Here is a 22,971-nt window from a genome sequence, read left to right as displayed (position 1 = left end):
TAATGATCAAAACTAAACTCACAATATGGATAAAAAAATGGCTTTGCAACAATGTAGTTTACTACAGCGATAAGCCGTATAACTTAGTGTTAAATGCTCAGCAGCAATTTACCTTACAGCTAACTGAAGGGGAGCAAAAAAATACTCCTTTACTGCAAATTGTAGGGCGTAAACATTACACAGAGCACAGTGAGCAATATCCAGTCACAAATAAAAAAGAACTGGCAAGCATAATAAAAATGAACAACCAAAGTGCTGATAACGAACAGCATAGTTACAATGCTTATATTATTAACAGCCAAGGGAGCGACCAAAGTAAAGTAACTTACTGGCGATTTTTACCTCTACCCGCTGCGTGGTTAAACTTGCCAGAAACTCTATTACTTAGTAATACTCTAACGGCAGATCAAGTAATAAGTGCACGCGCTTTTGCCGCCATGTATGTAACAAAGCATCAGCAAAGCGTATACTCAGCATTGGCAAGCCCACTCATTAGTAGCCCAGAGCGTTTTGCTAGTATGTTTGGCGTGCCTTGCAAGCGCATTATAAATATTGAAGAGCCGACCAATTACGCACAAGCGTTAATTGCCGGGCTTAAACAACAATCTATAAAACAGATCGTTACTTTTTTTACCCCGCCAACGTCAGTAATTAATAAAGCATTAATTAAAAAAACGAGCCTAATTGTTGTTGCTTTATGCGCGCTGTATGGTGGTTTAACCAGTGCTTATTTAGGGTATAAAACTCATAAGGTACAAACACAGTTAGCGCAAAACAAAAGCAGCGTAAACCAAGCCTTAAACACCCTTGAACAATTTGAAGCCACTAACGAGCAATTGAACGTACTACAAGGTTTTACCCAAAACCAACGACTAGCCAGCTCGTTATTTTTTGTATTACAACAATTAGTGACCACCGTAGAGCTTAGTAATATACGTTTTGAAGATAACCGCTATATTATTCGCGGAACTGCAGATAAGGCTACCGATGCTTTGCAAATTATAATCAATAACCCACGAACTAATAACGCTAAATTTGACTACCCCTCACGTAAAGAGCGCCGCGGCGAAAGCTTTGTAATTAGCTTTACCTTAAATACCTTGCAAGATCAAAGTACCCCCCAAATGCCTAACACAAAAAGCGAGGCTAAATAATCATGTTTGATTTAAAACAGCCAAAACATCAGTTAGCTTTAGGGGCGCTTGTTATATTAATAGCGCTGAAGTTTTTAATTGTGCCGTTATTCGACTGGCAAAATAGCCAATTAGCGCAATTAGCTAACTTACAAAAACGGGCAGTTAAATCGCAAAATGTTATTGTTAACCAAAGCCAAATTAACCAAGCTCAGCAAACTATTAATGCTCAGCTAAAGGCTGTTAATAGCCTATTTGTTGACTATCAACGCGAAAGCGAATTTAAGTTAGCCATGCAGCAACAAATAGAGCAAACTATTGCCAATAATCAGCTGCAAATTAACACCAGTAGTTGGTTACCCAGTATAACTGTTGCCAGCAACCAGTTAATACGCCACCAGTTACGGTTAAACTTAAAAGGTAAAATGCGCGACTTTATTAACTTCATTACATTACTCGAAAGCAAAACGCCTAAAGCTGAACTTAAAAGTTTAAATATAAATTTAAAAGGGCAGAAAAGCGACGGACTTGGTAATATGAGCGGCTCCTTAGAGCTAGCTTTTTATATGCACCAAGCACCGAGTACAGGGGGGGCGCAATGAACAAACTAATATTAGCTGTAATTGCCCTAGTGTTACTTGTACTTATTAGCGACTTTACCAGCCGTTTTGTACAAGGTGAACCACAAGCAAACAATAGCTTTAATTCGCAAACTAGTAATGTACAGCCCTTGCCCTTGCTTTCACAAAATGCAAAGCAGCAGTTAACGGGTTTATTTAGTAATTACGACCAGCCTGAACCCGCCACAGAAACAGAACAAGGGCTAAGTGCCGCTAAGCAAGCTGCACAAGCTGGCGAACTGCTTAGTGTGTTTGCAGGTGATTTAGAGTTAAAGTTAAAAGCAGTGATTTATACAACTACACCCTACGCCCTTATTGAGCAAACAAATATAAACACTCAGCAAACGCAGTTGGTAAAATATACTAGCTCGCAAAGCGTAGCAGGGTACACCCTGACTATATTGTCAAACACGCAAGTTGCACTGAGCAAAAATAAGCAGCAAATTACCTTGGTAATGTACCAACGTGGTTAACTACGCGACTATTAAACGGCACGGAAACACTATGAAACACAGTAAAATACTTATTTTAGGCTTATTGGCAAGTGGCGTATTGGCCGGTTGTAGCACCACTCATAATGGCTTGTCGCCAACGCCGTCGTATTTACAAAAAAATACTACTGTAAGCGTAAAAGCAAACGAAGAGCCGCAATCAACAAATCCAGACAACAACAAAACCGCGGCACAGCATGGCATAACGTACTTAGAACCATTGGCAAATAATAAAACCAGCCAAAGCGAGCAGGCAAATTTAGCCGATCAGTTTAGCAATACCGAACGTGTAAAGCTTACCGCTGATAGTTTATTAGTAAAAGACTACCTACATTACGTATTTGGTGAGCTACTTAATGTAAATTACATTTTAGGCGAGCAACTTAATAACTCAAAAGATAAGGTAACGCTGAACCTGCAAGACGAGCTCACCAAACGTAAGCTATTTACGCTAAGTGAGCAAATACTGCGAGAGCGTAATATATTAATACGCTACCAAGACGGTATTTATTACATTCATAAAAGTGATGACGGCGTATCAAGTAATTTGGTTTATGGTTATGGCGCCAACCCTGAAGATGTACCCAATACTTCGAATGAAATAGTTCAGCTTGCTCCTTTTAAAGCCGGGATGCAAACCTCATTAGCGAATACTATAAAGCAATTAACTAAAGTTGATGCACGACCTATGTTCGATCAACAGGCAATTATGTTTAAAGGCAAGCGCAGCGATATAATAAAGGCGCTTGAATTTATGCAATTAGTTGATCGCCCATTATTTAGAAATCGCTCTATTGGCATGTATAAATCTACTTTTATCCAGGTTGAGGAGCTTAGCAAACAGTTACAAGATTTGATGAAGCAAGAGGGCATATCGGTCAGTATTAATGCATCAAGTGAACAAGCTGTATCTATCGTGCCTATAGAGCGTACTAATACCATGGTATTTTTTACTAACGATAAACGTTTTATACAGCGTACACTTTATTGGGCTAAACAACTTGACCAACCAGCAGATGGTAATCAAGAGCAATATTTTGTATTTAACCCTGAGTTTTCAAGAGCAACCGATCTAGGTGAAAGCTTACAAATGTTGTTAGGTGGCGGTGCTTCAAAAGCATTAACTAGCAGCACCTCTGCTACAAGCCAAAATAACCAAGTCAATAGTAATAACTCAAACAAAGTTAAGCGTAATATATCGGTAAATGCCGATGGTATGAAAATGGTGGTTGACGAGCGCTCAAACGCGTTAATTTTTTATACCACGGGTGATGATTATCGCAATTTATTACCCATGATCAAGCGCCTTGATATTATGCCAAAGCAAATTGTGCTAGAAATGATGATAGCGGAGGTCACCCTTACCGATGAGTTTAAGCAAGGCGTTGAGTTTGCCCTTACCAATCAGGGAGCTAGTAAGCAGGGCGGATTCAATCTTGAAAATGGCGGCTCTGGGCTTTCCTATGTGTTAAGTGGTACAGCAGGTAAATTAGAGTTTAATTTATTACAAAAAGATACCTACGTAAATGTGCTTTCACGCCCAAGCCTTGCTGTGCGCGATGGCGTACAAGCAAGTATTACTGTGGGTAACCGCATTCCTATTGTGGGCGATATTATTACCGATCCTGTTAATGGCTCGCGCACTTCGGTAGAGTACCTAGAAACCGGTATAGACTTACAAGTTACCCCCACGGTAAATGCCCAAGGGGTGGTATTAATGGAGATAACCCAAAAAATAAGCAACCAAGCCAGTAGCAGCGGTGCTGAGGGCAACCCGATTATTTTTGAGCGTAGCTTAAAAACCGAAGTCATAGCCGGTAATGGTCAAACTATAATGTTAGGCGGGCTTATAAGTGAAAACAGCACCTTAAGCGATCGCAGCGTACCGTTTTTTTCAAGTATACCAATATTCGGTCGTTTATTTGATGGCACTGATAATAATACTAATAAAACAGAACTTGTTGTTTTGGTGACCCCACGTATTGTAGATTCAACCGCTGAGTGGGAAAGTGTATACAGTCAATTTAAACAAGGGATGAGCGAGTTAAAGCTGTCGGATGTTGAGGAGAAGTGACACGCCGTGAAGGGTGAGGTGTGGAGTGTGAGGTGTGAAGTGTAAAGTGTGGTGTTTCCCCTTCACGCTTTACTTTTCAGTGTTTTACTCTTAACCCTTAACATTTTGTTAAGTGTAAAGAGGGAGGTGTGAAGTGTGGTGTTTTACCCTTCACTCTTTGCGCTTCAGGCTTTACTTTCGAGTGTGAGGTGTAAGATGTGGTTTTTACTCTTAACCCTTTTCGCTTCACGCTTTACTTTTCAGTGTTTCACCCTTAACCCTTTACTCATCCCTCTTCACCATTAACAACCAAACTAAAGCTTTTACTCTAATTTATGTAAAAAAAGCGTAAATAATTATGAAAAACAATCCTTTAGTATTATTGTTTTTTTTATGGTTGTTATTAAACTGCAGCGCATAGTTTAATGTTTGTATATCCATGTACCTATAATTGTAAGTATATGTTATATAATAAATAGTTGATTTTATATCTACTGTGTTAATTGTTAACCTGCTGATTTTAAAGGTGTTAAAAACCTTGCTGGCAGTGTCATAAAGCGGTAACATAAATGCATTAGTTTTAAATAAGTTAATTGCTTGACAATAAACTAACAATGTTTAGACTAACTCTTGGTATGACTAGTAGTCACTTAGGTGACGGCCTACGGTGCATGGTCAGCCAATATACTTTTATAGGGAACAATGAAAGTTCCTGTTTCATGAAACTCGGAGAATAAAAAATGTTTAAAAAAACTTTATTAGCGCTAGTGTTGCTGGTGTTGCTAACGCAGGTGCTATCAGTGTTTCTGCAGTAAACAATATCTCAATTGAAGGTAATGCTACTACTGCAAACGCAGGTAAAGTATCTGCAGCTGACTTAGGTACTATTACTTTAAACCCAGCTAGCGATTACATTACAAATGACTTGTTAGTTGTTACTGTTGCCGGTGCTAAATTTGATACAACTTCAACACCTACAGCTGTTTCTACGCAAGGTACTAATCCAGCTGTATTTGATTTCGTAGATTTTTCAGATAGCAATACGGCTCGTTTCCGTGTATCACAAAATGACCACGCTAAGGCTGATGATATAACAATTGCTGGTTTTGACCTTCTTTCAGGTACTCCATCAGACAAGCAAAAAGTTACTTTTGCTTCAAAAGCAATTTCAGTTAACCCTTTAATTGGTAACTACGACACTTCTAAAGCTGTTGAAGTAGCTCAATATGTTAACCAAGTAAAATATACTGTTACTAAGCTTGACGGTGTAGTTGCTACTGGTAAAGGTCGCGCGGAATTTTCTTCAGGCCTTAACGATACTCTTACTCTAGCTGCAACAAATGACTCAACTGCAGTAGACGCACTTACTCTTACTAAAGAAGAGCATGTAATTAAAGGTAACTTCTCTTACCTTGCGGATTACGATCTAGCTGCTAATGGTGGTGATGCTGATGGTGTTGTTGAAGCTGCTGAACTTGCAAATGCTTTAACTACAACTGGTTTCGGCTCTCCTGTACTTTCAGTTGATGCTGGCCTAACTACATTAACTATTAAGGATGCTACATTACCTGCAGCAACTTCTACAGTTCAGTTCAATGTTGTTGGTCAAACAAACGGTGGATCAGTAATTACAGCTCCTCAGTCGTTTACAGTTGATTCATCAGTTGCAGATGCTACAACTACAATTACCCTTGCTACAGCTTCTGCTGGTTCTTGGACTTTAGACGGTTCTACAGATGACATCGAACTTATGCCTTTCGGTTCACAATACGCACAGTCTATCACTGTTGCTAACCGTGGTTCTGTTGAAGGTGCTATCACTGTAACGCTTAAAGCTGGTGGCATGACTTACTCTAAAGAGCTTGCTCAAGCTGCAACTGCTAACTCAGTAACAGACATCAGCGCTGAAGTTGCTGCTTTTGCTGCTGAATCAGGTGTTAAAGGTAACGCACACGTAAACGTAGTTGTTAACGCTCCATCAGGTAACATTGGTGTTAAAGGTGTTTACTACCACAAAGCTTCACAAGATCGCGTATTAACTTACTAATATCGATTTAGCAAAAGCTAATTAATAAAAAGCGAGCTTAGGCTCGCTTTTTTTATGTTTAATTTTAAATATTTAGTCTAACACTAAACTTTTAATTAATATTCACCATTCACCATTCACCATTCACCATTCACCATTCACCATTCACCATTCTAAATTTACAGTTACCTCTACAATTGAAAATTCACAACCTCTGCGTTGTTTGCTACACTGCGCCACTGTTTTGTTTTGTGAGATTTCATTATATGGATAATAATTTAAAAAAGGCACCGCAAGCTAATCAGCGTATTGCAACGCAAGATTTAACGGATGACGAAATTGACTTGTATGCGTTTTTTTTGATTTTATGGAAAAGTAAAATTCTTATTATGGTTATTACCGCGTGTTTTACAGTAGCGGGGGTAGCTTTTGCACTTTATCAGCCTAACATATATCAGTCTCAGGCATTATTAGCACCCGCAGAGCAAGGACAGTCAGGTGGATTAGGGGCACTGTCGGGTCAATTTGGTGGGTTAGCGAGTTTAGCGGGGGTTAATTTAGGTGCTGGGGGCGAAATTGATAAAACACAACTCGCGCTTGAGGTGCTTAATTCACGTAAATTTATAAGTTACTTTATTCAGCAGCATCGAGTATTACCCGAGTTAATGGCTGCCAAAACGTGGGAAAGAGAAACAAATACGCTTACCTATGATGAAGAAATATACTTACCAAGCGAAAAAAAATGGGTGCGTGAAGTAGAGCCTCCATTTAAACCTGAGCCCTCAATGCAAGAAGCATATAAAAAATTTAAAGAAATAGTGGCGACAACATCAGATAAAGATACTGGTATGGTAACGCTTTCTGTTGAGCACTTATCGCCACACGTTGCAAAGCAATGGGTTGATTGGTTAATTGCAGATATTAACCAAACAATGAAAGAACGGGATGTGCTTGAGGCAGATAAAAGTATTAAATATTTATCAGAACAAATAGAGCAAACCAAAATAGCCGATATCAGAGCAGTACTTTATGGGCTAGTAGAAGAACAAGCAAAAACCATTATGTTTGCTAACGTTCGAACAGAATATGTATTTAAAACGATTGACCCTGCTATTGCCTCAGAAGAAAAGTATAAGCCTAAACGTGCATTAATAGCGGTGTTAGGGTTATTACTTGGCATAATGTTCGGCGTTGTTGTTGTACTCACTCGAAACTTTTTAAGAAACACGCATAAAGTTTAATTTAAGCGAGTGGTATATGATTTAAATAATGCGCTTTTTAAGTGGTGCATTGGGTATTTATAATAGTATAAAGGTTAAAAATGAAGATACTTGTTACCGGTGGCGCTGGATTTATTGGCAGTGCTGTTGTCCGTTTTTTAATAAACGAGACGCCTCATAAAGTTATTAACTTAGATAAACTCACTTATGCAGGTAACCTTCAGTCTTTAAAAAGTATTGACAGCTCTGAGCGTTACACTTTTGTTCAGGCCGATATTTGCGAACGCGCACATGTTGATGCAATTCTGAATACCCATAAGCCAGATATTATAATGCACCTTGCCGCTGAGTCTCATGTTGACCGCTCGATTGATGGCCCTGGTGAGTTTATTAAAACTAATATTGTTGGTACATATACGCTTCTAGAGGCAGCAAAAGACTACTGGAATACATTACCAGAAACGCAAAAGCAGTCGTTTAGGTTTCATCACATCTCTACTGATGAGGTGTATGGTGATTTACCCCATCCTGATGATGTGAACGATGGAAAGAGTGAAGCGGAAAGTGTGAAGAGTGAAAACACCTCACACTTAACACCTAACACTTCACATAATTTACCTTTATTTACTGAGCAAACAGCCTATGCACCAAGTAGCCCATATTCTGCCAGTAAAGCGGGCTCTGATCATTTGGTAAGGGCATGGCAGCGTACTTATGGTTTACCCGTTGTTATTACTAACTGTTCTAATAATTATGGCCCATTCCATTTTCCTGAAAAGCTAATACCACTCGTTATTTTAAACGCGTTAGAGGGTAAGTCATTACCTATTTATGGTGATGGTTCTCAGATTCGAGACTGGTTATATGTTGAAGATCACGCCCGTGCTTTATTTAATGTTGCAACCCAAGGGGAAGTTGGGCAAACGTATAATATTGGTGGTCATAATGAGAAAACTAACCTTGAAGTGGTTACCACTATTTGTGAAATACTCGATGAGTTAGTACCGAGTGAAGCGAGAGGTGTGAAGTGTAAAGATGGAGCGCCCCTAACAACTTACTCTTCTCTTATTACGTATGTAGCTGATCGTCCTGGACACGATAGGCGCTATGCTATCGATGCATCGAAAATGAGTAAAGAGCTCAACTGGAATCCCATTGAAACCTTTGAAACTGGGCTTCGTAAAACCGTTCAGTGGTACCTAGATAATCAAGCATGGTGTGAAAATGTACAAAGTGGTAACTATCAGCGAGAGCGTTTAGGGGTTAAGAGTGAAGAGTGAAGAGTGAAGAGTGAAGAGTGAAGAATGAAGAGTGAAGAGTGAAGAATGAAGTGGGAAGGGTAAAACCACCACACTTCACACCTAACACTTTACACTTCACACAATGTTAAGGGTTAAGGGTTAAGGGTTAAGAGTGAAGGGGGAAGGGTAAAACCACCACACTTCACACCTAACACTTCACACTTCACACAATGTGAAGAGTGAAGTGGGAAGGGTAAAACCGCATTTAACACCTCACACTTCGCACCTCAGAATCAAAAGTGAAGGGAGGAACTATGCGCAATCACGAAAACTTAAGAGCTTGGCAATTTAGTATGGATTTAGTTGAAGTAACTTATAGAGAAACAGCTAGCTATCCAAGTGATGAAAGATTTGGTTTAATTAACCAGCTGCGCAGAGCTGCTGTATCCGTGCCTAGCAATATAGCAGAAGGGGCGGCAAGGGGAAGTGATGCCGACTTTATTCGCTTTTTATACATTGCTAGAGGGTCATTAAGTGAAGTACAAACCCAACTGAAAATAGCGAATCGTTTAGGGTTTGCACCATTGAATAAAGAAACTTCAGAATTAATAGAAAACATTTTTGCTCAATTGGGTGGTTTAATTAACAGCCTAAAAGCAAGGAAAGAATAATGATAATTAATTGTAAGGTATTGAGTGTGAAGAGCGAAGAGAGAGATGCTAAAAGTGAAGAGGGAAGTAGTAAGAGTGTAAACACTTTACGCTTCACACCTAACACTTCACACTCTAAGTTGAAGAGCGACGAGAGAAGTGGGAAGAATAAAAACGCTTCACACCTAGCACTTAGCACTTCACACTTAACAACACCTAACACTTTACGCTTTACAGGTGAAACACTATGAAAGGAATTATTTTAGCCGGTGGCAGTGGGACTAGGCTTTACCCTATTACTATGGGGGTGTCTAAGCAGTTACTACCAATATATGATAAACCAATGGTTTATTATCCGTTATCGGTTTTAATGCTAGCTGGTATACGAGAAATACTTATTATTACGACACCTGAAGATAGTGACTCATTTAAACGCTTATTAGGCGATGGCTCGCGTTATGGTGTTGAACTTACTTATACGGTACAACCAAGTCCAGATGGTTTGGCACAAGCCTTTATTTTGGGCGAAGAGTTTATTGATAATGATGATGTGTGCTTAGTGCTTGGTGATAATATTTTTTATGGCCAAGGCTTTTCTCCAAAACTTAAGCATGCTGTTGAAAATGCGAAAAATGGTAACGGAGCCACTGTTTTTGGTTATCAAGTAAAAGATCCTGAGCGCTTTGGTGTTGTTGAGTTTGATGAAAACCAAAAAGTAATCTCAATAGAAGAAAAACCCATTAAGCCAAAGTCGCATTATGCGGTAACAGGGTTGTACTTTTATGATAACTCGGTTGTAGAGCTTGCGAAACAAGTTAAGCCATCAGTGCGGGGGGAGCTCGAAATTACTTGCCTCAATGAGCTTTACTTACAAAAAAATAAGTTAAATATTGAAATGCTAGGCCGCGGTTTTGCTTGGCTAGATACAGGAACACATGAGAGCTTACTTGAAGCAGCACAATTTGTTGAAACCATTGAAAAGCGCCAAGGCTATAAAGTAGCGTGTTTAGAAGAGATTGCATTTCGCAATAAGTGGTTAACCGAACAACAAGTAATCGACTTAGCACAGCCATTATTAAAAAATGGTTATGGACAGTATTTAATAGACGTTATAAAAGACTAGTTATGAGCATTGCACTTAATAAACCACTTAGCCCAGATTTAAGTAAGCTAACTCAATACTTAAAACAGGTAAATGAAAGCGGTTGGTACACCAATTTTGGCCCATTACATCAGCAATTAACACAACGCTTAGAAGCTTACCTAGGTGTTGAAAACCTGTTGTTGGTGTCTAATGGCACGTTAGCTATTCAAGTCGCTTGTAAAGTATTAGGAATACAATCAGCTATTACAACGCCCTTTAGCTTTGTAGCCACAACCAGTTCGTTACTATGGCAAGGTATTGATGTTGCCTTTAGTGATATTGATTCGCAAAGTTATAACTTATGCCCTAATGCACTCAATGACGCTTTTGAACACAACAGCAGCTATGACGGTGTTTTAGCGACACATGTTTACGGCAATCCGTGTGATGTTGAGGCGATTGCTCGTGTGGCAAAGTGCCATGGTAAAAAGGTGGTTTATGATGCCGCTCATGCATTTGCTGTAAAAGTGGGTGAGCAATCGGTATTAAGTTTTGGCGATGCGAGTACATTAAGTTTTCATGCTACCAAGGTTTTTCATACTGTTGAAGGTGGTGCTATTATTTTTAAACATAAAGCAGATTATGAGAAGGCGAAACAACTTATTAATTTTGGCATACAAGCCGGCGGTACTTTAGGTGAGCCTGGCATAAACGCAAAGTTAAATGAGTACCAATGCGCTGTAGGCTTAACATTGCTTGATGATATAGATGAAATAATTGCACATAGAGCTACGTTATTTACTTTGTATTGCGATGAATTAAAAGATTACTTAACTCTCCCTAAGTGGCTATCGCAAGCAAGTATAAATGGTGCCTACATGCCAATTTATATTGCAGATGAGCAATTGCAAAAGCGCGTTATTGAAACTCTCGCAGCGCATGATATTCAGAGTCGACGATATTTTACACCCTCCCTAGATTTAGCTTATAGCGACCAAAAGAGCTTTGGCTGCAAGAACAGCCAAAAAATCTCTAAGGGAGCCATTTGTCTACCTTTACATGCGCATATGAGTGTTGATGATGTACTTGTAGTTACGCAACTGCTTAAAAAAATAATAAAGGAGCCAACATAGTGGCTATTTTATCTGAGCAGCAACTTAAAGAGGTGGGCTTTAAATCAATCGGCAAAAATGTACGAATATCGGATAAAGCCAGTATTTATGGTGCTCAAGGTATTGCGATTGGCGATAATGTAAGAATAGACGACTTTGTTGTTTTATCCGCGGGAGCAGGTGGAATAGATATTGGCAACTATATTCATATTGCCGTTTTTAGCACCTTGATTGGTGCAGAAAAAATTACGCTGAGTGATTTTTGTAACATTTCATCACGAGTCTCTATTTATAGTGCAAGTGATGATTATAGCGGCGAGTTTATGACAAACCCTATGGTGCCAGAGCAATTAACTAATGTAGAAAAATCACCTGTTTTTTTAGGCAAGCATGTCATTGTTGGTTCAGGCAGCGTTATTTTACCAGGAGTTACTCTTGGAGAAGGAGCTGCTGTTGGAGCGCTGTCTTTAGTTGCTAACAGTGTGAATGATTTTGATATTGTTGCAGGGTGCCCTGCCAAAGTCATTAAAAAGAGAAAAACGAAGTTGTTGAACTTAGAAAAGAATGTACCAAGCAGTTAGGTGCGGGGTTCATTTAATGGTGCGAGTGTTACAAGTCGCTGGGCTAAGTAAAGCTGGGTAAAGTTTTGTGTTTTGCTCTCGCCTCTTATCCACATTCATGTAGGCAACAAAGAGTAAATAACTCCTAGGGAGAACCCTTCGGGCAGCGCCTGTTTGTTATTAACTATAGCGTTATCGCCTATTTATGGGGAATAACCACACAAATGCCAATCTGACGGCTGTGAATTTAACCTTGAACGATCAATAGAACCTAGGAAGTATGAAAAAAATATTGCATTTGTCGGCAGATGAAAAGTTTATTGATATGGGCTTAAATGCTTTTGAAATGGCTTACCCTAAAAAAAACAGCCTATTACTTGTACAAAAACACAATACGATTAAACATGTTAAGTTTGACAATAAAAAAATAATTAATAAACAAACTTTGGATAAAGCGTCGCGAAAAAGTGAATTTTGGACTGATGTAGATGTTGTCGTGTTTCATTCTTTATTTGTATATAAAGTGAATATTCCTAAAAATATTAAAGTCATTTGGTTGGGTTTTGGTTATGACTATTATGATTTTATTTTTGATAATGAATACGAGATGTTTAGTGATAAAACTCAGCAGATCATGAATGATAAAGCCATAAAGCCGGTTAAGGGGTTTATAGCTGAATTTAAAGGAATAATTAAGCGTTTGATATTTTTACAATATCGCTTAAAAAAACAAAAAATAAAAATGATGCAGCGAATTGATATATTTTGTCCTGTATTAACAAACGAGTATAAAGCTATTAAATGGCCCACAAAGCACAAACCAAAACTGATGGATTGGAATTATGGAACCATGCAGGATAACTGGGCAAAAGAGGGTAGCAGTGAACTTTGTGGAAAAAACATATTATTAGGCAACAGCGCAACGCTTTCTTGTAATCATCTAGATGGCATTGATTTGCTATCGCAGATTGATGCGCCTTTATCAAAACTCATTATACCTTTGAGCTACGGTAATAAAAATTATGGCGCTTTTATAAAAGAGTATGCCCATAAGCATTTTCCTGGAGATGTTTTAGCGCTTGACAGTTTTATGCCATTTGATGATTACACTCAACTTATTTCATCATGTTCGTGTGTTGTTATGCCGCATAAAAGGCAACAAGGTGTGGGTAACATTATTGTGTTACTAAATTTAGGCGCAAAAGTGTACCTAGATAAGAGCAATCTGTTGTATTCATTTTTAAAAGAACATGGCTTTTTTGTGTTTTGCTTAGAAGAGATTAGCTCTGCAGACTTTTTAGCTGAACTAACACCTGAGCAGATTTTAAATAACCAACAGCGTTTATTTGAGATCTGGGGAAGAGCTTCAATTATTGATAAAACAAAGAAGTTGGTTGAGTGCGCATTATAAACAATGTCGATTTGGCTTATTTAATGGCAAACATTATAGTAAAGGTTGGTTATGACTCCTAAAAAAATCGCAGCGTTTGCCTTAGGGCCGTTAGGAGGAGCACTTCTTAGTTTTATAACCCTGCCTGTCATCACATGGATTTTTTCACAACAAGACATTGGCCGTTTAGCCATGCTTAATGTAGTGATAAGCTTTAGCACTTTGCTGTTTAGCTTGGGATTAGATCAAGCTTACGTAAGGGAGTTTCACGAGACAAAAAGCAAACCCGCCTTATTTAAAGTGGCTATTTTACCAGGCTTAGTATTATTAACACTGACACTTAGTGTATTGCTGAGCATGGATAATATTATCTCTAGTTGGCTGTTTGATATAGATAGTCAGTTTTTAAGCTTGCTAGTTGCTTTGGTTATTTTGTCGAGTTTTATTTCGCGGTTTTTATCACTTATTTTACGCATGAATGAAAAGGGATTAGCCTTTTCAATGAGTCAAGTGCTGCCAAAATTATTACTGATTATCATTATCGGTAGCTACGTTGTTTTATCGGTTAATAACACAATTACAAACTTACTGTTAGCTAATGTTTCGGCTATTTTATTTGTTTGTGTAATTTTTGTTTGGAATACCCGTGATGAGTGGCTCAAGGGAATTTCTGAAAAAGTAAATTATGCTTATTTGATGCAGTTGTTGAGGTTTGGCATGCCACTTATTTTTGGAGGCTTGGCTTTTTGGGGGTTAACGGCAACCGATAAGATATTATTGAAGGAGTTATCTAACTTTGAGCAACTCGGTTTGTATTCTGTGGCGGTAAGCTTTGCTGCGTCAGCAACTATTTTTCAAAGTATTTTTTCAACTGTGTGGGCTCCGACTGTTTATAAGTGGGCTGCAAAAGGCGAGAACCTTGATAAAATAGCGAAGGTAAATCGCTTTGTCTTATTAGCTGTAATTGTGCTGTTTAGTCTGTCGGGACTGCTTTCATGGATAGTTACTTATATTCTTCCTGATGCTTATAAACCCGTTCAATGGATTTTACTTTCGTGCTTAGGATACCCATTACTCTATACGTTATCGGAGACAACGGTAGTAGGTATTGGGGTAACGCGTCGCTCTGGTTTTGCAATGCTGGCGGCATGTATTGCGTTTGTGATTAATTTGTTAGGTAACTGGTGGCTCATTCCTATTTATGGTGCTGCAGGAGCTGCTGTGAGCACCTGTGTATCCTTTTGGGTTTTCTTCATTATGAGAACTGAGTTTGCTATTTATGTTTGGCGACCAATACCACGAAAAAGCATGTATTTGTATTCTACAGTATTAGTGTTTGGCGCTGTTTTAAATAGTTTATATGCACAAATGTTTAGTATTCAGTTTATGTTGTTTTGGTTTGTTATATTACTAAGTGTATTACTTTTTTTTAGAAGTGAGCTTTGGGAAATTAAATCTTTTATATGTCGTAAAATGAGTCAGTAGGTTTTATTTACCTTGTACATTTAAATCAATTTATATGTTTGTAAATACAAGGTTCTATTTACCTTTGCGGATTGAAATTTGTTCAATCTAGGGGCAGTTTAATCGCGGCGCGAGGTTTGTAACCTAGTGGACTCAGTAAAAACCGAGTAACAAAGAGTTAATTGCCCCTAGGCTGAACCCTTCGGGCAGCGCCTGTTTGGCATTGATGCTGTGTTATCGCCTATTTATGGGGAACAACCACACCACATAGGCTCTGCCTTGCCTAAATACCAAGCAGACTGCTGCAAATGTAACCTTGAAAGGTCAACAGACCCAAACTACGTCACTGGCTTCTAATGTTAGTGGTTAAGTTTATTGAAGAGCGTACTTTTATACGAGATAATGACGCGGATGTTAAAGGGTTTAGTGTTTTTAAGTTAGATTAAACTGTGGACCAAGGAACCAATATATGAAAATAGGTAAAAATAAATGCTAGCAGAAATTAGATCATTATGGATAGGTGGGGCTTTATCTAGACTGGAAAGAGTGTGTTTGACCTCTTTTTTACGCGCAGGCCATAAAGTGTACCTATATACTTATGATGAAGTATTGAATATACCTGAGGGTGTTGAAGTACTTGATGCTAACCTAATATTACCTAAAGAAAAGATTTTTACATATGGTTCAGTAACCGGAAAAGGTAAAGGTAGCTACGCTGGGTTTGCTAATCATTTTCGTTACGAAATGCTCTCAAAGTGCAGCAACACCTACTGGGTAGACATGGATGTAATTTGTTTATCTCCATTCTATATTGAAAACGACCTTGATTATGGCTTTGAAAATGAAAGTTATATCAATAATGCAGTGATCGGTACTAAAAAAGCGGGCAATAAATTATTCGCTAATTTAAGCAAGTACTGTAACAACCCGTTTGTATTTACTCGCTGGGATACGTTTAAGTTTTTAATTAGAAAGCTTATTGGTAGAACATGGGGGCGTTCTGACTTTTCTTATTTACCATGGGGAGTCACAGGTCCTAAGGCATTAACTGGTTTTGTAAAAAAAGATAACCTGTTAAATTATGCTGCCCCTATTGAGTGTTATTACCCGGTTGGCTCTAATGATTGGAAGCAGATTTTTTTCCCTTGTGAGCATGATGTTGATCTCAGTGGTGCCAAAGCGTTGCACTTGTGGAATGAGCAGCTAAGAAGAGATGGCTTAGATAAAAATACAGTGTTTGATAAACATTCATTATATGAGAAGTTAATTTCAGAGCTTGAGCTAGATAAATAGTGGCTCGATTTAAATGATTTACCTTATTCTTACGAGTATCGTTGCTCTTTTTTCATACTTGTCGGTAACTAAACGTGACTACAGCTTTATTGGATATTTAGTTGTGGTTACGCTCGCTTTATTTGCTGGTTTAAGGCATGAAGTGGGGGCTAAGCCTGATTGGGAGGTATACCATCAGGTTTTTTATGATGCGCCGGAGCACCTCTCTAATCTATTTGCCTATTTTGCAAATAATGCACGCTTGGAAAAGGGTTATTTACTATATAACTTTATAATTCACTCTATTTTTGACGATTTTAACTTTTTCTTAGTTTTTACCGCGCTGGTGACAATCGGTGTAACGTATAAAAGTGCTTCTATTTATACCCCAATGACGATCCTTTCTTTGTTATTGTACATGAGGTATGGGTACTTTCAGTTCAATATGATATTTTTGCGCCAAGGTATTGCTGTCGCAATTTTTTTATATTCCATTCAGTATATAAAATCCAGAAACGCAATTTATTATTATCTATTAAATGCGCTGGCTATTACATTTCACGTTAGTCTTATTGTGGTACTGCCTTTATATTTCTTTGTACATAAGCAATTTAGAGCGCGTACATTTTTATTTATATTAGCCAGTGCTGTGCTCTTACAAAGTATAAATATAATAAAAATTATTGCTGATTCGTTACCTAGCTCTAACGTCATCTTTTTCGCTTTTAAGTCGTATGTTGCCTCTGGTGAGGCTAAGCCATTCTCGTTCTCATTTGTTGAGAAACCATTGATGTTTTTTGCTTTATTATACTTTTATGATCGACTTGCAAAGCGTTTTGAATATTACCATGTATTTTTTAATTTAAGCTTTATAGGCTTAATATTTAGCATTCTACTGTTACAATTTGAAGACTTAAGTGACAGATTTGTGATTATATTTAACATTTCTAATATTGTATTGCTTACTTATTTAATGCGAATATTCAAAGGAATAGGTAAGCCCCTATATTTATTATTGTTATCGCTAATTGTTATGTTTTTTGTTTTTACTATGACTAATTCAGAGCAATACACTCCTTACAACATTTTAGGTAAATTTTATTTTTAATGTGGTCACTAGTGGTACTAGTCGAAAACATTAAAATTAGCCTTATTTTTAATAAGTATGAAATTAAAAATGAAAAAAGAATTAGTTATATCAACAGTATATAGCCAGCTAGAAAAAGCAGTCTCTTTAGCTGAGGATTGTTACTTAAAAACAAATATTCGCTCAACTATTGTTTGTCAGCTTTTTGAAGTGGCGCATCAGAGTTTTGATAATAAGTGCGAACAAGCTTATTCAATTATTTACTCTTCAGATCGGGGTTTAGCTAGAAGCCGCATGTTAGGTGTTCTTTCATCTGATGCTGATTTAATTTGGTTAACGGATGATGATATTGAGGTAACTCCTGAGGGGGTAATTAAAGCCTTTGATAGGTTAGAAAACAGCGAAGATGACTTCATTACAACCAAATATGCAATGGATGAGACACAAGTTCGTAAGAAGTATTCACTTTCTGAGTTTGTTCATAATCGAATGAGCATTATGAGAGTTAGCTCAATTGAGATTTTTATCAAACGAGATAACGTCATTAATAAAGGTGTTGCCTTTGATACTCGGTTTGGCCTCGGAGCTACTCATAAGTCAGGTGAAGAAAATATTTTTCTTGCTGATATTTTGAATAAGGGAGGTAAAGGATGCTTTGTGCCTATAATTACATCGATTCATCGAGAAATTACTTCTGGTGGGGACTTTAGTAATGATTTAGCTAATAGTGCTAAAGGGGCTATTTTTCGTAGAGTATTTGGGCTTTTTGGCGCCCCTTTATTGTTTGCTTTTTATGTTAAAAGGTTAATAAAAAAAGAAGTCCGGTTCACCGATTTTTTTTCAGCTTTAGTTTTTTCGGTTAAAGGTTTCTTTAAACTAAAATAATTTTTATGGAATTATAAATGAGTACAGGTATTCCAAAGGTTTCAATTATTACCGCAACCTATAATTCAGCTCTTTATATAGAAAGTGTATACAATGCAATAAAAGAGCAAAACTACCCGCATTGGGAGTGGTTAGTTACAGATGATTGTTCGACAGATTCATCCCTAGAAATTTTAGAAAATATAGCAAGGCATGATAATAGAGTCTCTGTCTTTAAAAATGCAGTTAATAGCGGTGCGGCTGTTAGTAGAAATGTCTCGCTAGCTAATGTAACTGGAGAGTTTATCGCTTTTGTCGATAGTGATGACTTATGGCTGCCAAATAAGTTAAATGAGCAGATTGCATTTATGCAAAATAACGATGCAATTAATTTTTCTTTTACTGCGTATGAACTTATCGATGGTGATAGTAAAAGACTTAATAAAGTGGTTGATGCTACGCAAGAACGTGCTTTTTCTTATGCTGATCAGCTACGTAAAAAAGCGACTATGGGGTGTTCAACAGTAATACTTAGGCGTAGTGCATTTAGCGACTTGTTCATGCCACTACTGAGAACTGGGCAAGATTATGCACTATGGTTAAAGCTTTTAAAAACTGGTAATAAAGCTTATTTATTCCCTAAAGTGTTAACTCAATACCGAATATTACCCGACTCGATCTCTAGAAATAAGTTAAAAAAAATAATGCGTCAATGGAGTATTTATCGCGATATTGAAAACCTAAATATATTTTTAGCCGCTAAATGTTTTTGTTTTTATGCGTGGCGGGCAGTATTTCGAAAGTAACCTCTTTACTCTAGAGATTATATAAAAAAGTTATGACTAAAGCGTGTATATTCTTTGAGGTTTAAACGCTAGAGCACTGTAAGTATAGGATAAATATAAAATGAAGATAGCTGTAGCTGGTACAGGTTATGTAGGCCTTTCAAATGCAATGTTGCTTGCGCAAAATAATGAGGTTATGGCGCTTGATATTGATGAGCATAAAGTTGAATTATTAAATAATCAGCAATCTCCGATCATTGATGAGCAAATTGAGCTTTTTCTAAAGCGTAAAGATCTAAATTTTACAGCAACCACAGATAAACTAGCTGCTTATGTTGATGCTGAGTATGTAATTATTTCTACTCCCACAGATTACGATCCACAAACCAATTACTTTAATACAAGCTCAGTTGAAGCTGTAATTGCAGACGTATTAGCTATAAACCCTGATGCGACAATGATTATTAAATCAACGGTGCCGGTTGGGTTTACTCAGTCTATTAAAGATAAGTTTAATTGTAATAATATTATCTTTTCGCCTGAGTTTTTACGTGAAGGTAAGGCGCTTTACGATAACCTGTATCCGTCACGTATTGTAGTGGGTGAGCAAAGCGAGCGAGCAGCAACTTTTGCAGGTTTACTTAAGCAAGGCGCTATAAAGCAAGACGTTGAGGTGTTATTTACCGACTCAACAGAAGCTGAAGCGATAAAGCTTTTCTCTAATACGTACTTAGCAATGCGAGTGGCTTACTTTAATGAACTTGATAGTTATGCTGAGGCACATGGGTTAAGTAGCAAACAAATAATTCAAGGGGTTGGTTTAGACCCTCGCATAGGTAACCATTACAATAACCCTTCATTTGGTTATGGTGGCTACTGCCTACCTAAAGATACCAAACAGTTATTAGCAAATTACAAAGATGTTCCTAACAACATTATAGGCGCCATTGTTGATGCGAATCGAACACGAAAAGATTTCATCGCGGAATCAATTATTAATCGTAAACCAAAGGTTGTCGGTGTTTATCGGTTAGTTATGAAGTCGGGTTCGGATAACTTTAGAGCCTCTGCCATTCAAGGTATTATGAAGCGCATTAAAGCAAAAGGAATTGAAGTTGTTGTTTTTGAACCCGTACTTGATGCTGATGAGTTTTATCATTCTCGGGTAATCAAAGATTTAAATGAATTTAAGCAGCTTTCAGATGTTATTTTATCAAACCGTATGGTTGATGAACTGGCTGATATTGCTGATAAAGTTTATACGCGTGATTTATTTGGTAGTGATTAAAATATCGTTTAAGCCTTAAGTATACGGGCTTCGAGCGACGGGCTGCGAGGTACGAGTTACGGGCGACGAGGAACGGGTTAAGTTTGACTGGTGTAGCAGCGGTTTTATTTCGTGTCTGGTTAAAGACAAAGGTTCTAGGTATAAGGTAGAGATTAAGCCAAGCACGGTGTTTGGATTAGACGTAGGCGGGGCTTTATGCCGCGCAGGTTTGGTTTATGTTCATGGGCGACGGGTTACGGGCGACGATTTAAGCACCTAAAACCTCGAACCAAAACTCTGCGCGAGGTAAACTCCCGCCTACGTGAATAAAAAACCTTGCGATATAACCGCAAGGTTTTTAAATATCTCGAACCTCGAACCTCGAACCTCGAACCTCGAACCTCGAACCTCGAACCTCGAATTTGTCTCCTCACTTCCCAATCTCAACCTTTACATCATCTCCCAGTACTTCTCTATATTTTGTAGCGAGTGCATTTTTAGCGTCATCATCGCCGTGGACTATTTTTATATAGCGGGGCTTTTTGCGCATACCGGTTACAAATTTAATTAAACCAGTTTGATCGGCGTGGGCGCTGTAGCCGCTTATTGTGTGTATTTTGGCGTTAATATTAATGCGGGTATTATTTATAAATGCATAGCCATTTTTTGGGCCATAGGTTTGTATGTCACGACCTAAAGTACCTCTGCCTTGGTAACCTACAAAGAGTACGTCGGTGGTTTTGTCGGTTAAAAATCGCTCTAGGTAGTTAACTATTCTTCCGCCGGTGCACATACCGCTTGCAGCTAGAATAATTGCAGGTGTTTGGCGGGTGGCTAAGTAATTTATTATCGCTAAGTGCTCGCTATGAGTATTTATTGTAGTGAGGTTTTCAAAGTCGAGAGGGTGGCGGCCTTTGGCTACTTTTTGTTTAGCTTCTTCATCCCATAAATATTTAAATTTTCGATACTGCTGAGTAAAGTTAGCCGCCATCGGAGAGTCGAGTATTACTTGTATTGTGCGCCAAGGTGAGTTTTTAGTTGAGGCATGAATTAGCTGTTCAAGTTCGTATAATAGCTCTTGTGTACGGCCTATACTAAATGCAGGCACAAGGACGATACCGTTGTCGGCAACTGCGCGCTCAATCACGGCTTTTAAGGTTTGCGTACGTTGTTTTCGTCCTTGATGGTTTTTATCACCATAGGTTGACTCAATAACTAAAGTATCTGCTTTATAAGGCGCTTTAGGTGCGGGTAGTAAAGGTGTATAGGGCGCCCCTAAATCACCTGAAAATACGACCCGATGACTGTTTTTAGCTTTACGAGTTGGTATGCTTATATCTATTTCAACATAAGCCGAGCCTAAAATATGCCCTGCTCGTTGTAGTCGGGCTTTGGCTATGTGTTCACCTTTGCAAGGAAGTTCAAACCAGGTTTTAAAATCAACTTCAATAATTTGCTGTTTAAGTAACCTTAGGCAGGTATCTATTATTTTTTGATCGCGCGTGACGCCTACTTTTAATGCATCTTCAATCACTAGTGGCAGTAAACTGGCCGATGCAATAGAGGTAAATATGGGTCCTTTAAAGCCAGCCATTAATAAGTAGGGGATTCGGCCAACATGATCGATGTGACAATGGGTAACGATCAGCGCGCGGACTGTATCTATATTAAATTCAATATTAAGATCATCAACAGAATCTTCACCTTGAAATAGTCCGCAGTCAATTAGAAAAGAGCTTTGATCGTTTATTATCAGCTGGTGGCACGAGCCTGTTACGCCATTTACCGCTCCGTGGTGAAGTATTTGCATTTTATGTCCTTATTGCTTGTTTAGTAGGCGGGGCTTTATACCGCGCATTTTAATCTTTGTGCATAGGCCTAAACAACTTGCGCGAGGTAAACTCCCGCCTACAAATTTTCAATTGCATTTACAAACTTAGGCCTACGGGTATTATATTTTATTTCAAATAAATACAATCCCAAAATGGGTAATCACCAACGTTATTAACGATATTAGCTCTAAGTGGGTTTGCTACTATATAGCGCGCGTAGTTAATTAGGTCTTTTTCATCTCGGATCATATGATCGTAATAATCACTTTGCCAAAGCTTATTAATTTTGTGCTGATCTCGGGCAAGCTTAGCGCAGCGGCCTTTAAATAGTCTAATTAAAGCGCTTAAATGTAAGCTTACTTTTAATTGAAAAAGCCAATGTATATGGTCTGGCATTAAGACAAAAGCAACACTTTCACAAGCATCTTCTAATTCAAGTTTCTTAATTTCAAAAATTATTTTTCTATTGAGACCAAGGTCGTTTAATAATTTTTGTCTGTTATTAATGACTAGAGTTACGCAGTAATAGTGATTGGGAATTGAAATACGACCTTTCCTTAGGTTTTGTGATTTTTTCATTTTTATATCTTGTGGTTTTATAGGTAAATATAGCAGGCAATTAATAGTTTTGAATTTGAGCGGGTTACCATAGCGAAAGTGCGCGAGGTAAACTCCCGCCTACGGGTAGGGTTAATATAGAGTTTTATTGTAGGCAGGGCTTTATGCTGCGCAGGTTGTTTGAAAAGTTGTGAAATTGCGCGGGGTAAGCTCCCGCCTTCGGGTAGGATTAATATAGAGTTTTATTGTAGGCAGGGCTTTA

General features: G+C 38.1%; 20 protein-coding genes. 18 read left to right on the top strand and 2 right to left on the bottom strand.

Features of this window, described 5'->3' with window-relative positions:
• Positions 1-2: 2 nt before the first annotated feature.
• The 18 genes from QL989_RS06015 to QL989_RS05930 all read left to right on the top strand — a co-directional run bounded on the left by QL989_RS06015 (position 3) and on the right by QL989_RS05930 (position 20,340).
• A complete protein-coding gene (locus tag QL989_RS06015) occupies positions 3-1,154 on the top strand; it encodes a hypothetical protein (RefSeq protein WP_290169027.1) in 1,152 nt (383 codons plus the stop codon).
• A gap of 2 nt (positions 1,155-1,156) precedes the next feature.
• Positions 1,157-1,735, top strand: a complete 579-nt coding sequence (locus QL989_RS06010) for a GspMb/PilO family protein (protein WP_290169025.1) — start codon at positions 1,157-1,159, stop codon at positions 1,733-1,735.
• A complete protein-coding gene (locus QL989_RS06005) occupies positions 1,732-2,226 on the top strand; it encodes a hypothetical protein (RefSeq protein WP_290169023.1) in 495 nt (164 codons plus the stop codon). The genes QL989_RS06010 and QL989_RS06005 overlap by 4 nt, the downstream gene beginning before the upstream one ends.
• Positions 2,227-2,257: 31 nt before the next feature.
• Complete coding sequence (locus tag QL989_RS06000) at positions 2,258-4,318, top strand: secretin N-terminal domain-containing protein (protein WP_290169021.1); 2,061 nt, start codon at positions 2,258-2,260, stop codon at positions 4,316-4,318.
• 904 nt (positions 4,319-5,222) lie between these two features.
• Positions 5,223-6,344 (top strand): hypothetical protein, encoded by a 1,122-nt coding sequence (locus QL989_RS05995; RefSeq protein WP_290169019.1) that lies wholly within the window; start codon positions 5,223-5,225, stop codon positions 6,342-6,344.
• A gap of 245 nt (positions 6,345-6,589) precedes the next feature.
• Positions 6,590-7,564, top strand: coding sequence for a Wzz/FepE/Etk N-terminal domain-containing protein (locus tag QL989_RS05990; protein WP_290169017.1), 975 nt, complete (start codon positions 6,590-6,592; stop codon positions 7,562-7,564).
• Between the two features lie 80 nt (positions 7,565-7,644).
• The gene (locus QL989_RS05985; RefSeq protein WP_290169014.1) at positions 7,645-8,823 is read left to right on the top strand and encodes a dTDP-glucose 4,6-dehydratase; all 1,179 of its coding nucleotides are present in this window, start codon (positions 7,645-7,647) and stop codon (positions 8,821-8,823) included.
• Positions 8,824-9,098: 275 nt separating this feature from the next.
• Positions 9,099-9,455, top strand: coding sequence for a four helix bundle protein (locus QL989_RS05980; protein ID WP_138607394.1), 357 nt, complete (start codon positions 9,099-9,101; stop codon positions 9,453-9,455).
• Positions 9,456-9,681: 226 nt separating this feature from the next.
• Positions 9,682-10,557, top strand: a complete 876-nt coding sequence (gene rfbA / locus QL989_RS05975) for a glucose-1-phosphate thymidylyltransferase RfbA (RefSeq protein WP_138607396.1) — start codon at positions 9,682-9,684, stop codon at positions 10,555-10,557.
• Between the two features lie 2 nt (positions 10,558-10,559).
• Entirely contained in the window at positions 10,560-11,651 is a 1,092-nt protein-coding gene (locus QL989_RS05970; protein WP_138607398.1) for a DegT/DnrJ/EryC1/StrS family aminotransferase, read from the top strand.
• A complete protein-coding gene (locus QL989_RS05965) occupies positions 11,651-12,211 on the top strand; it encodes an acyltransferase (RefSeq protein WP_290169010.1) in 561 nt (186 codons plus the stop codon). Before QL989_RS05970 ends, QL989_RS05965 begins: the two co-directional genes overlap by 1 nt.
• A gap of 259 nt (positions 12,212-12,470) precedes the next feature.
• Positions 12,471-13,601 (top strand): TDP-N-acetylfucosamine:lipid II N-acetylfucosaminyltransferase, encoded by a 1,131-nt coding sequence (locus tag QL989_RS05960; RefSeq protein WP_290169008.1) that lies wholly within the window; start codon positions 12,471-12,473, stop codon positions 13,599-13,601.
• Between the two features lie 51 nt (positions 13,602-13,652).
• The gene (locus QL989_RS05955) at positions 13,653-15,065 is read left to right on the top strand and encodes an oligosaccharide flippase family protein (RefSeq protein WP_290169006.1); all 1,413 of its coding nucleotides are present in this window, start codon (positions 13,653-13,655) and stop codon (positions 15,063-15,065) included.
• A 531-nt stretch (positions 15,066-15,596) separates the two neighbouring features.
• Positions 15,597-16,337, top strand: coding sequence for a hypothetical protein (locus QL989_RS05950; protein WP_138609453.1), 741 nt, complete (start codon positions 15,597-15,599; stop codon positions 16,335-16,337).
• A gap of 13 nt (positions 16,338-16,350) precedes the next feature.
• Positions 16,351-17,424, top strand: a complete 1,074-nt coding sequence (locus tag QL989_RS05945; protein WP_290169003.1) for an EpsG family protein — start codon at positions 16,351-16,353, stop codon at positions 17,422-17,424.
• Positions 17,425-17,493: 69 nt separating this feature from the next.
• Entirely contained in the window at positions 17,494-18,288 is a 795-nt protein-coding gene (locus QL989_RS05940) for a glycosyltransferase (protein WP_138609457.1), read from the top strand.
• A gap of 17 nt (positions 18,289-18,305) precedes the next feature.
• On the top strand, positions 18,306-19,073 hold the full coding sequence (locus tag QL989_RS05935) for a glycosyltransferase family 2 protein (protein ID WP_290168999.1): 768 nt from the start codon (positions 18,306-18,308) through the stop codon (positions 19,071-19,073).
• A gap of 100 nt (positions 19,074-19,173) precedes the next feature.
• Entirely contained in the window at positions 19,174-20,340 is a 1,167-nt protein-coding gene (locus QL989_RS05930; protein ID WP_290168996.1) for a nucleotide sugar dehydrogenase, read from the top strand.
• Between the two features lie 409 nt (positions 20,341-20,749).
• On the opposite strand, the gene QL989_RS05925 is transcribed toward QL989_RS05930, so the two are convergent.
• The gene (locus QL989_RS05925) at positions 20,750-22,129 is read right to left on the bottom strand and encodes an MBL fold metallo-hydrolase (protein ID WP_290168994.1); all 1,380 of its coding nucleotides are present in this window, start codon (positions 22,127-22,129) and stop codon (positions 20,750-20,752) included.
• Between the two features lie 148 nt (positions 22,130-22,277).
• Positions 22,278-22,730 (bottom strand): transposase, encoded by a 453-nt coding sequence (locus QL989_RS05920; RefSeq protein WP_290168992.1) that lies wholly within the window; start codon positions 22,728-22,730, stop codon positions 22,278-22,280.
• Between the last annotated feature and the right edge of the window lie 241 nt (positions 22,731-22,971).

This window comes from Pseudoalteromonas sp. APC 3224, assembly GCF_030407535.1.
Lineage (GTDB): Bacteria > Pseudomonadota > Gammaproteobacteria > Enterobacterales > Alteromonadaceae > Pseudoalteromonas.
This window is presented reverse-complemented; position numbering and strand designations above follow the sequence as displayed.

What these genes read in the sequence shown, in the direction of transcription:
- QL989_RS05985 (WP_290169014.1), top strand. Translation starts at nt 7,645, where the DNA reads ATGAAGATACTTGTTACCGGTGGCGCTGGATTTATTGGCAGTGCTGTT.
- QL989_RS06010 (WP_290169025.1), top strand. Translation starts at nt 1,157, where the DNA reads ATGTTTGATTTAAAACAGCCAAAACATCAGTTAGCTTTAGGGGCGCTT.
- QL989_RS05945 (WP_290169003.1), top strand. Translation starts at nt 16,351, where the DNA reads ATGATTTACCTTATTCTTACGAGTATCGTTGCTCTTTTTTCATACTTG.
- QL989_RS05930 (WP_290168996.1), top strand. Translation starts at nt 19,174, where the DNA reads ATGAAGATAGCTGTAGCTGGTACAGGTTATGTAGGCCTTTCAAATGCA.
- QL989_RS06015 (WP_290169027.1), top strand. Translation starts at nt 3, where the DNA reads ATGATCAAAACTAAACTCACAATATGGATAAAAAAATGGCTTTGCAAC.
- QL989_RS05960 (WP_290169008.1), top strand. Translation starts at nt 12,471, where the DNA reads ATGAAAAAAATATTGCATTTGTCGGCAGATGAAAAGTTTATTGATATG.
- rfbA (WP_138607396.1), top strand. Translation starts at nt 9,682, where the DNA reads ATGAAAGGAATTATTTTAGCCGGTGGCAGTGGGACTAGGCTTTACCCT.
- QL989_RS05990 (WP_290169017.1), top strand. Translation starts at nt 6,590, where the DNA reads ATGGATAATAATTTAAAAAAGGCACCGCAAGCTAATCAGCGTATTGCA.
- QL989_RS05925 (WP_290168994.1), bottom strand. Translation starts at nt 22,129, where the DNA reads ATGCAAATACTTCACCACGGAGCGGTAAATGGCGTAACAGGCTCGTGC.
- QL989_RS05955 (WP_290169006.1), top strand. Translation starts at nt 13,653, where the DNA reads ATGACTCCTAAAAAAATCGCAGCGTTTGCCTTAGGGCCGTTAGGAGGA.
- QL989_RS06005 (WP_290169023.1), top strand. Translation starts at nt 1,732, where the DNA reads ATGAACAAACTAATATTAGCTGTAATTGCCCTAGTGTTACTTGTACTT.
- QL989_RS05970 (WP_138607398.1), top strand. Translation starts at nt 10,560, where the DNA reads ATGAGCATTGCACTTAATAAACCACTTAGCCCAGATTTAAGTAAGCTA.
- QL989_RS05940 (WP_138609457.1), top strand. Translation starts at nt 17,494, where the DNA reads ATGAAAAAAGAATTAGTTATATCAACAGTATATAGCCAGCTAGAAAAA.
- QL989_RS05935 (WP_290168999.1), top strand. Translation starts at nt 18,306, where the DNA reads ATGAGTACAGGTATTCCAAAGGTTTCAATTATTACCGCAACCTATAAT.
- QL989_RS05920 (WP_290168992.1), bottom strand. Translation starts at nt 22,730, where the DNA reads ATGAAAAAATCACAAAACCTAAGGAAAGGTCGTATTTCAATTCCCAAT.
- QL989_RS06000 (WP_290169021.1), top strand. Translation starts at nt 2,258, where the DNA reads ATGAAACACAGTAAAATACTTATTTTAGGCTTATTGGCAAGTGGCGTA.
- QL989_RS05980 (WP_138607394.1), top strand. Translation starts at nt 9,099, where the DNA reads ATGCGCAATCACGAAAACTTAAGAGCTTGGCAATTTAGTATGGATTTA.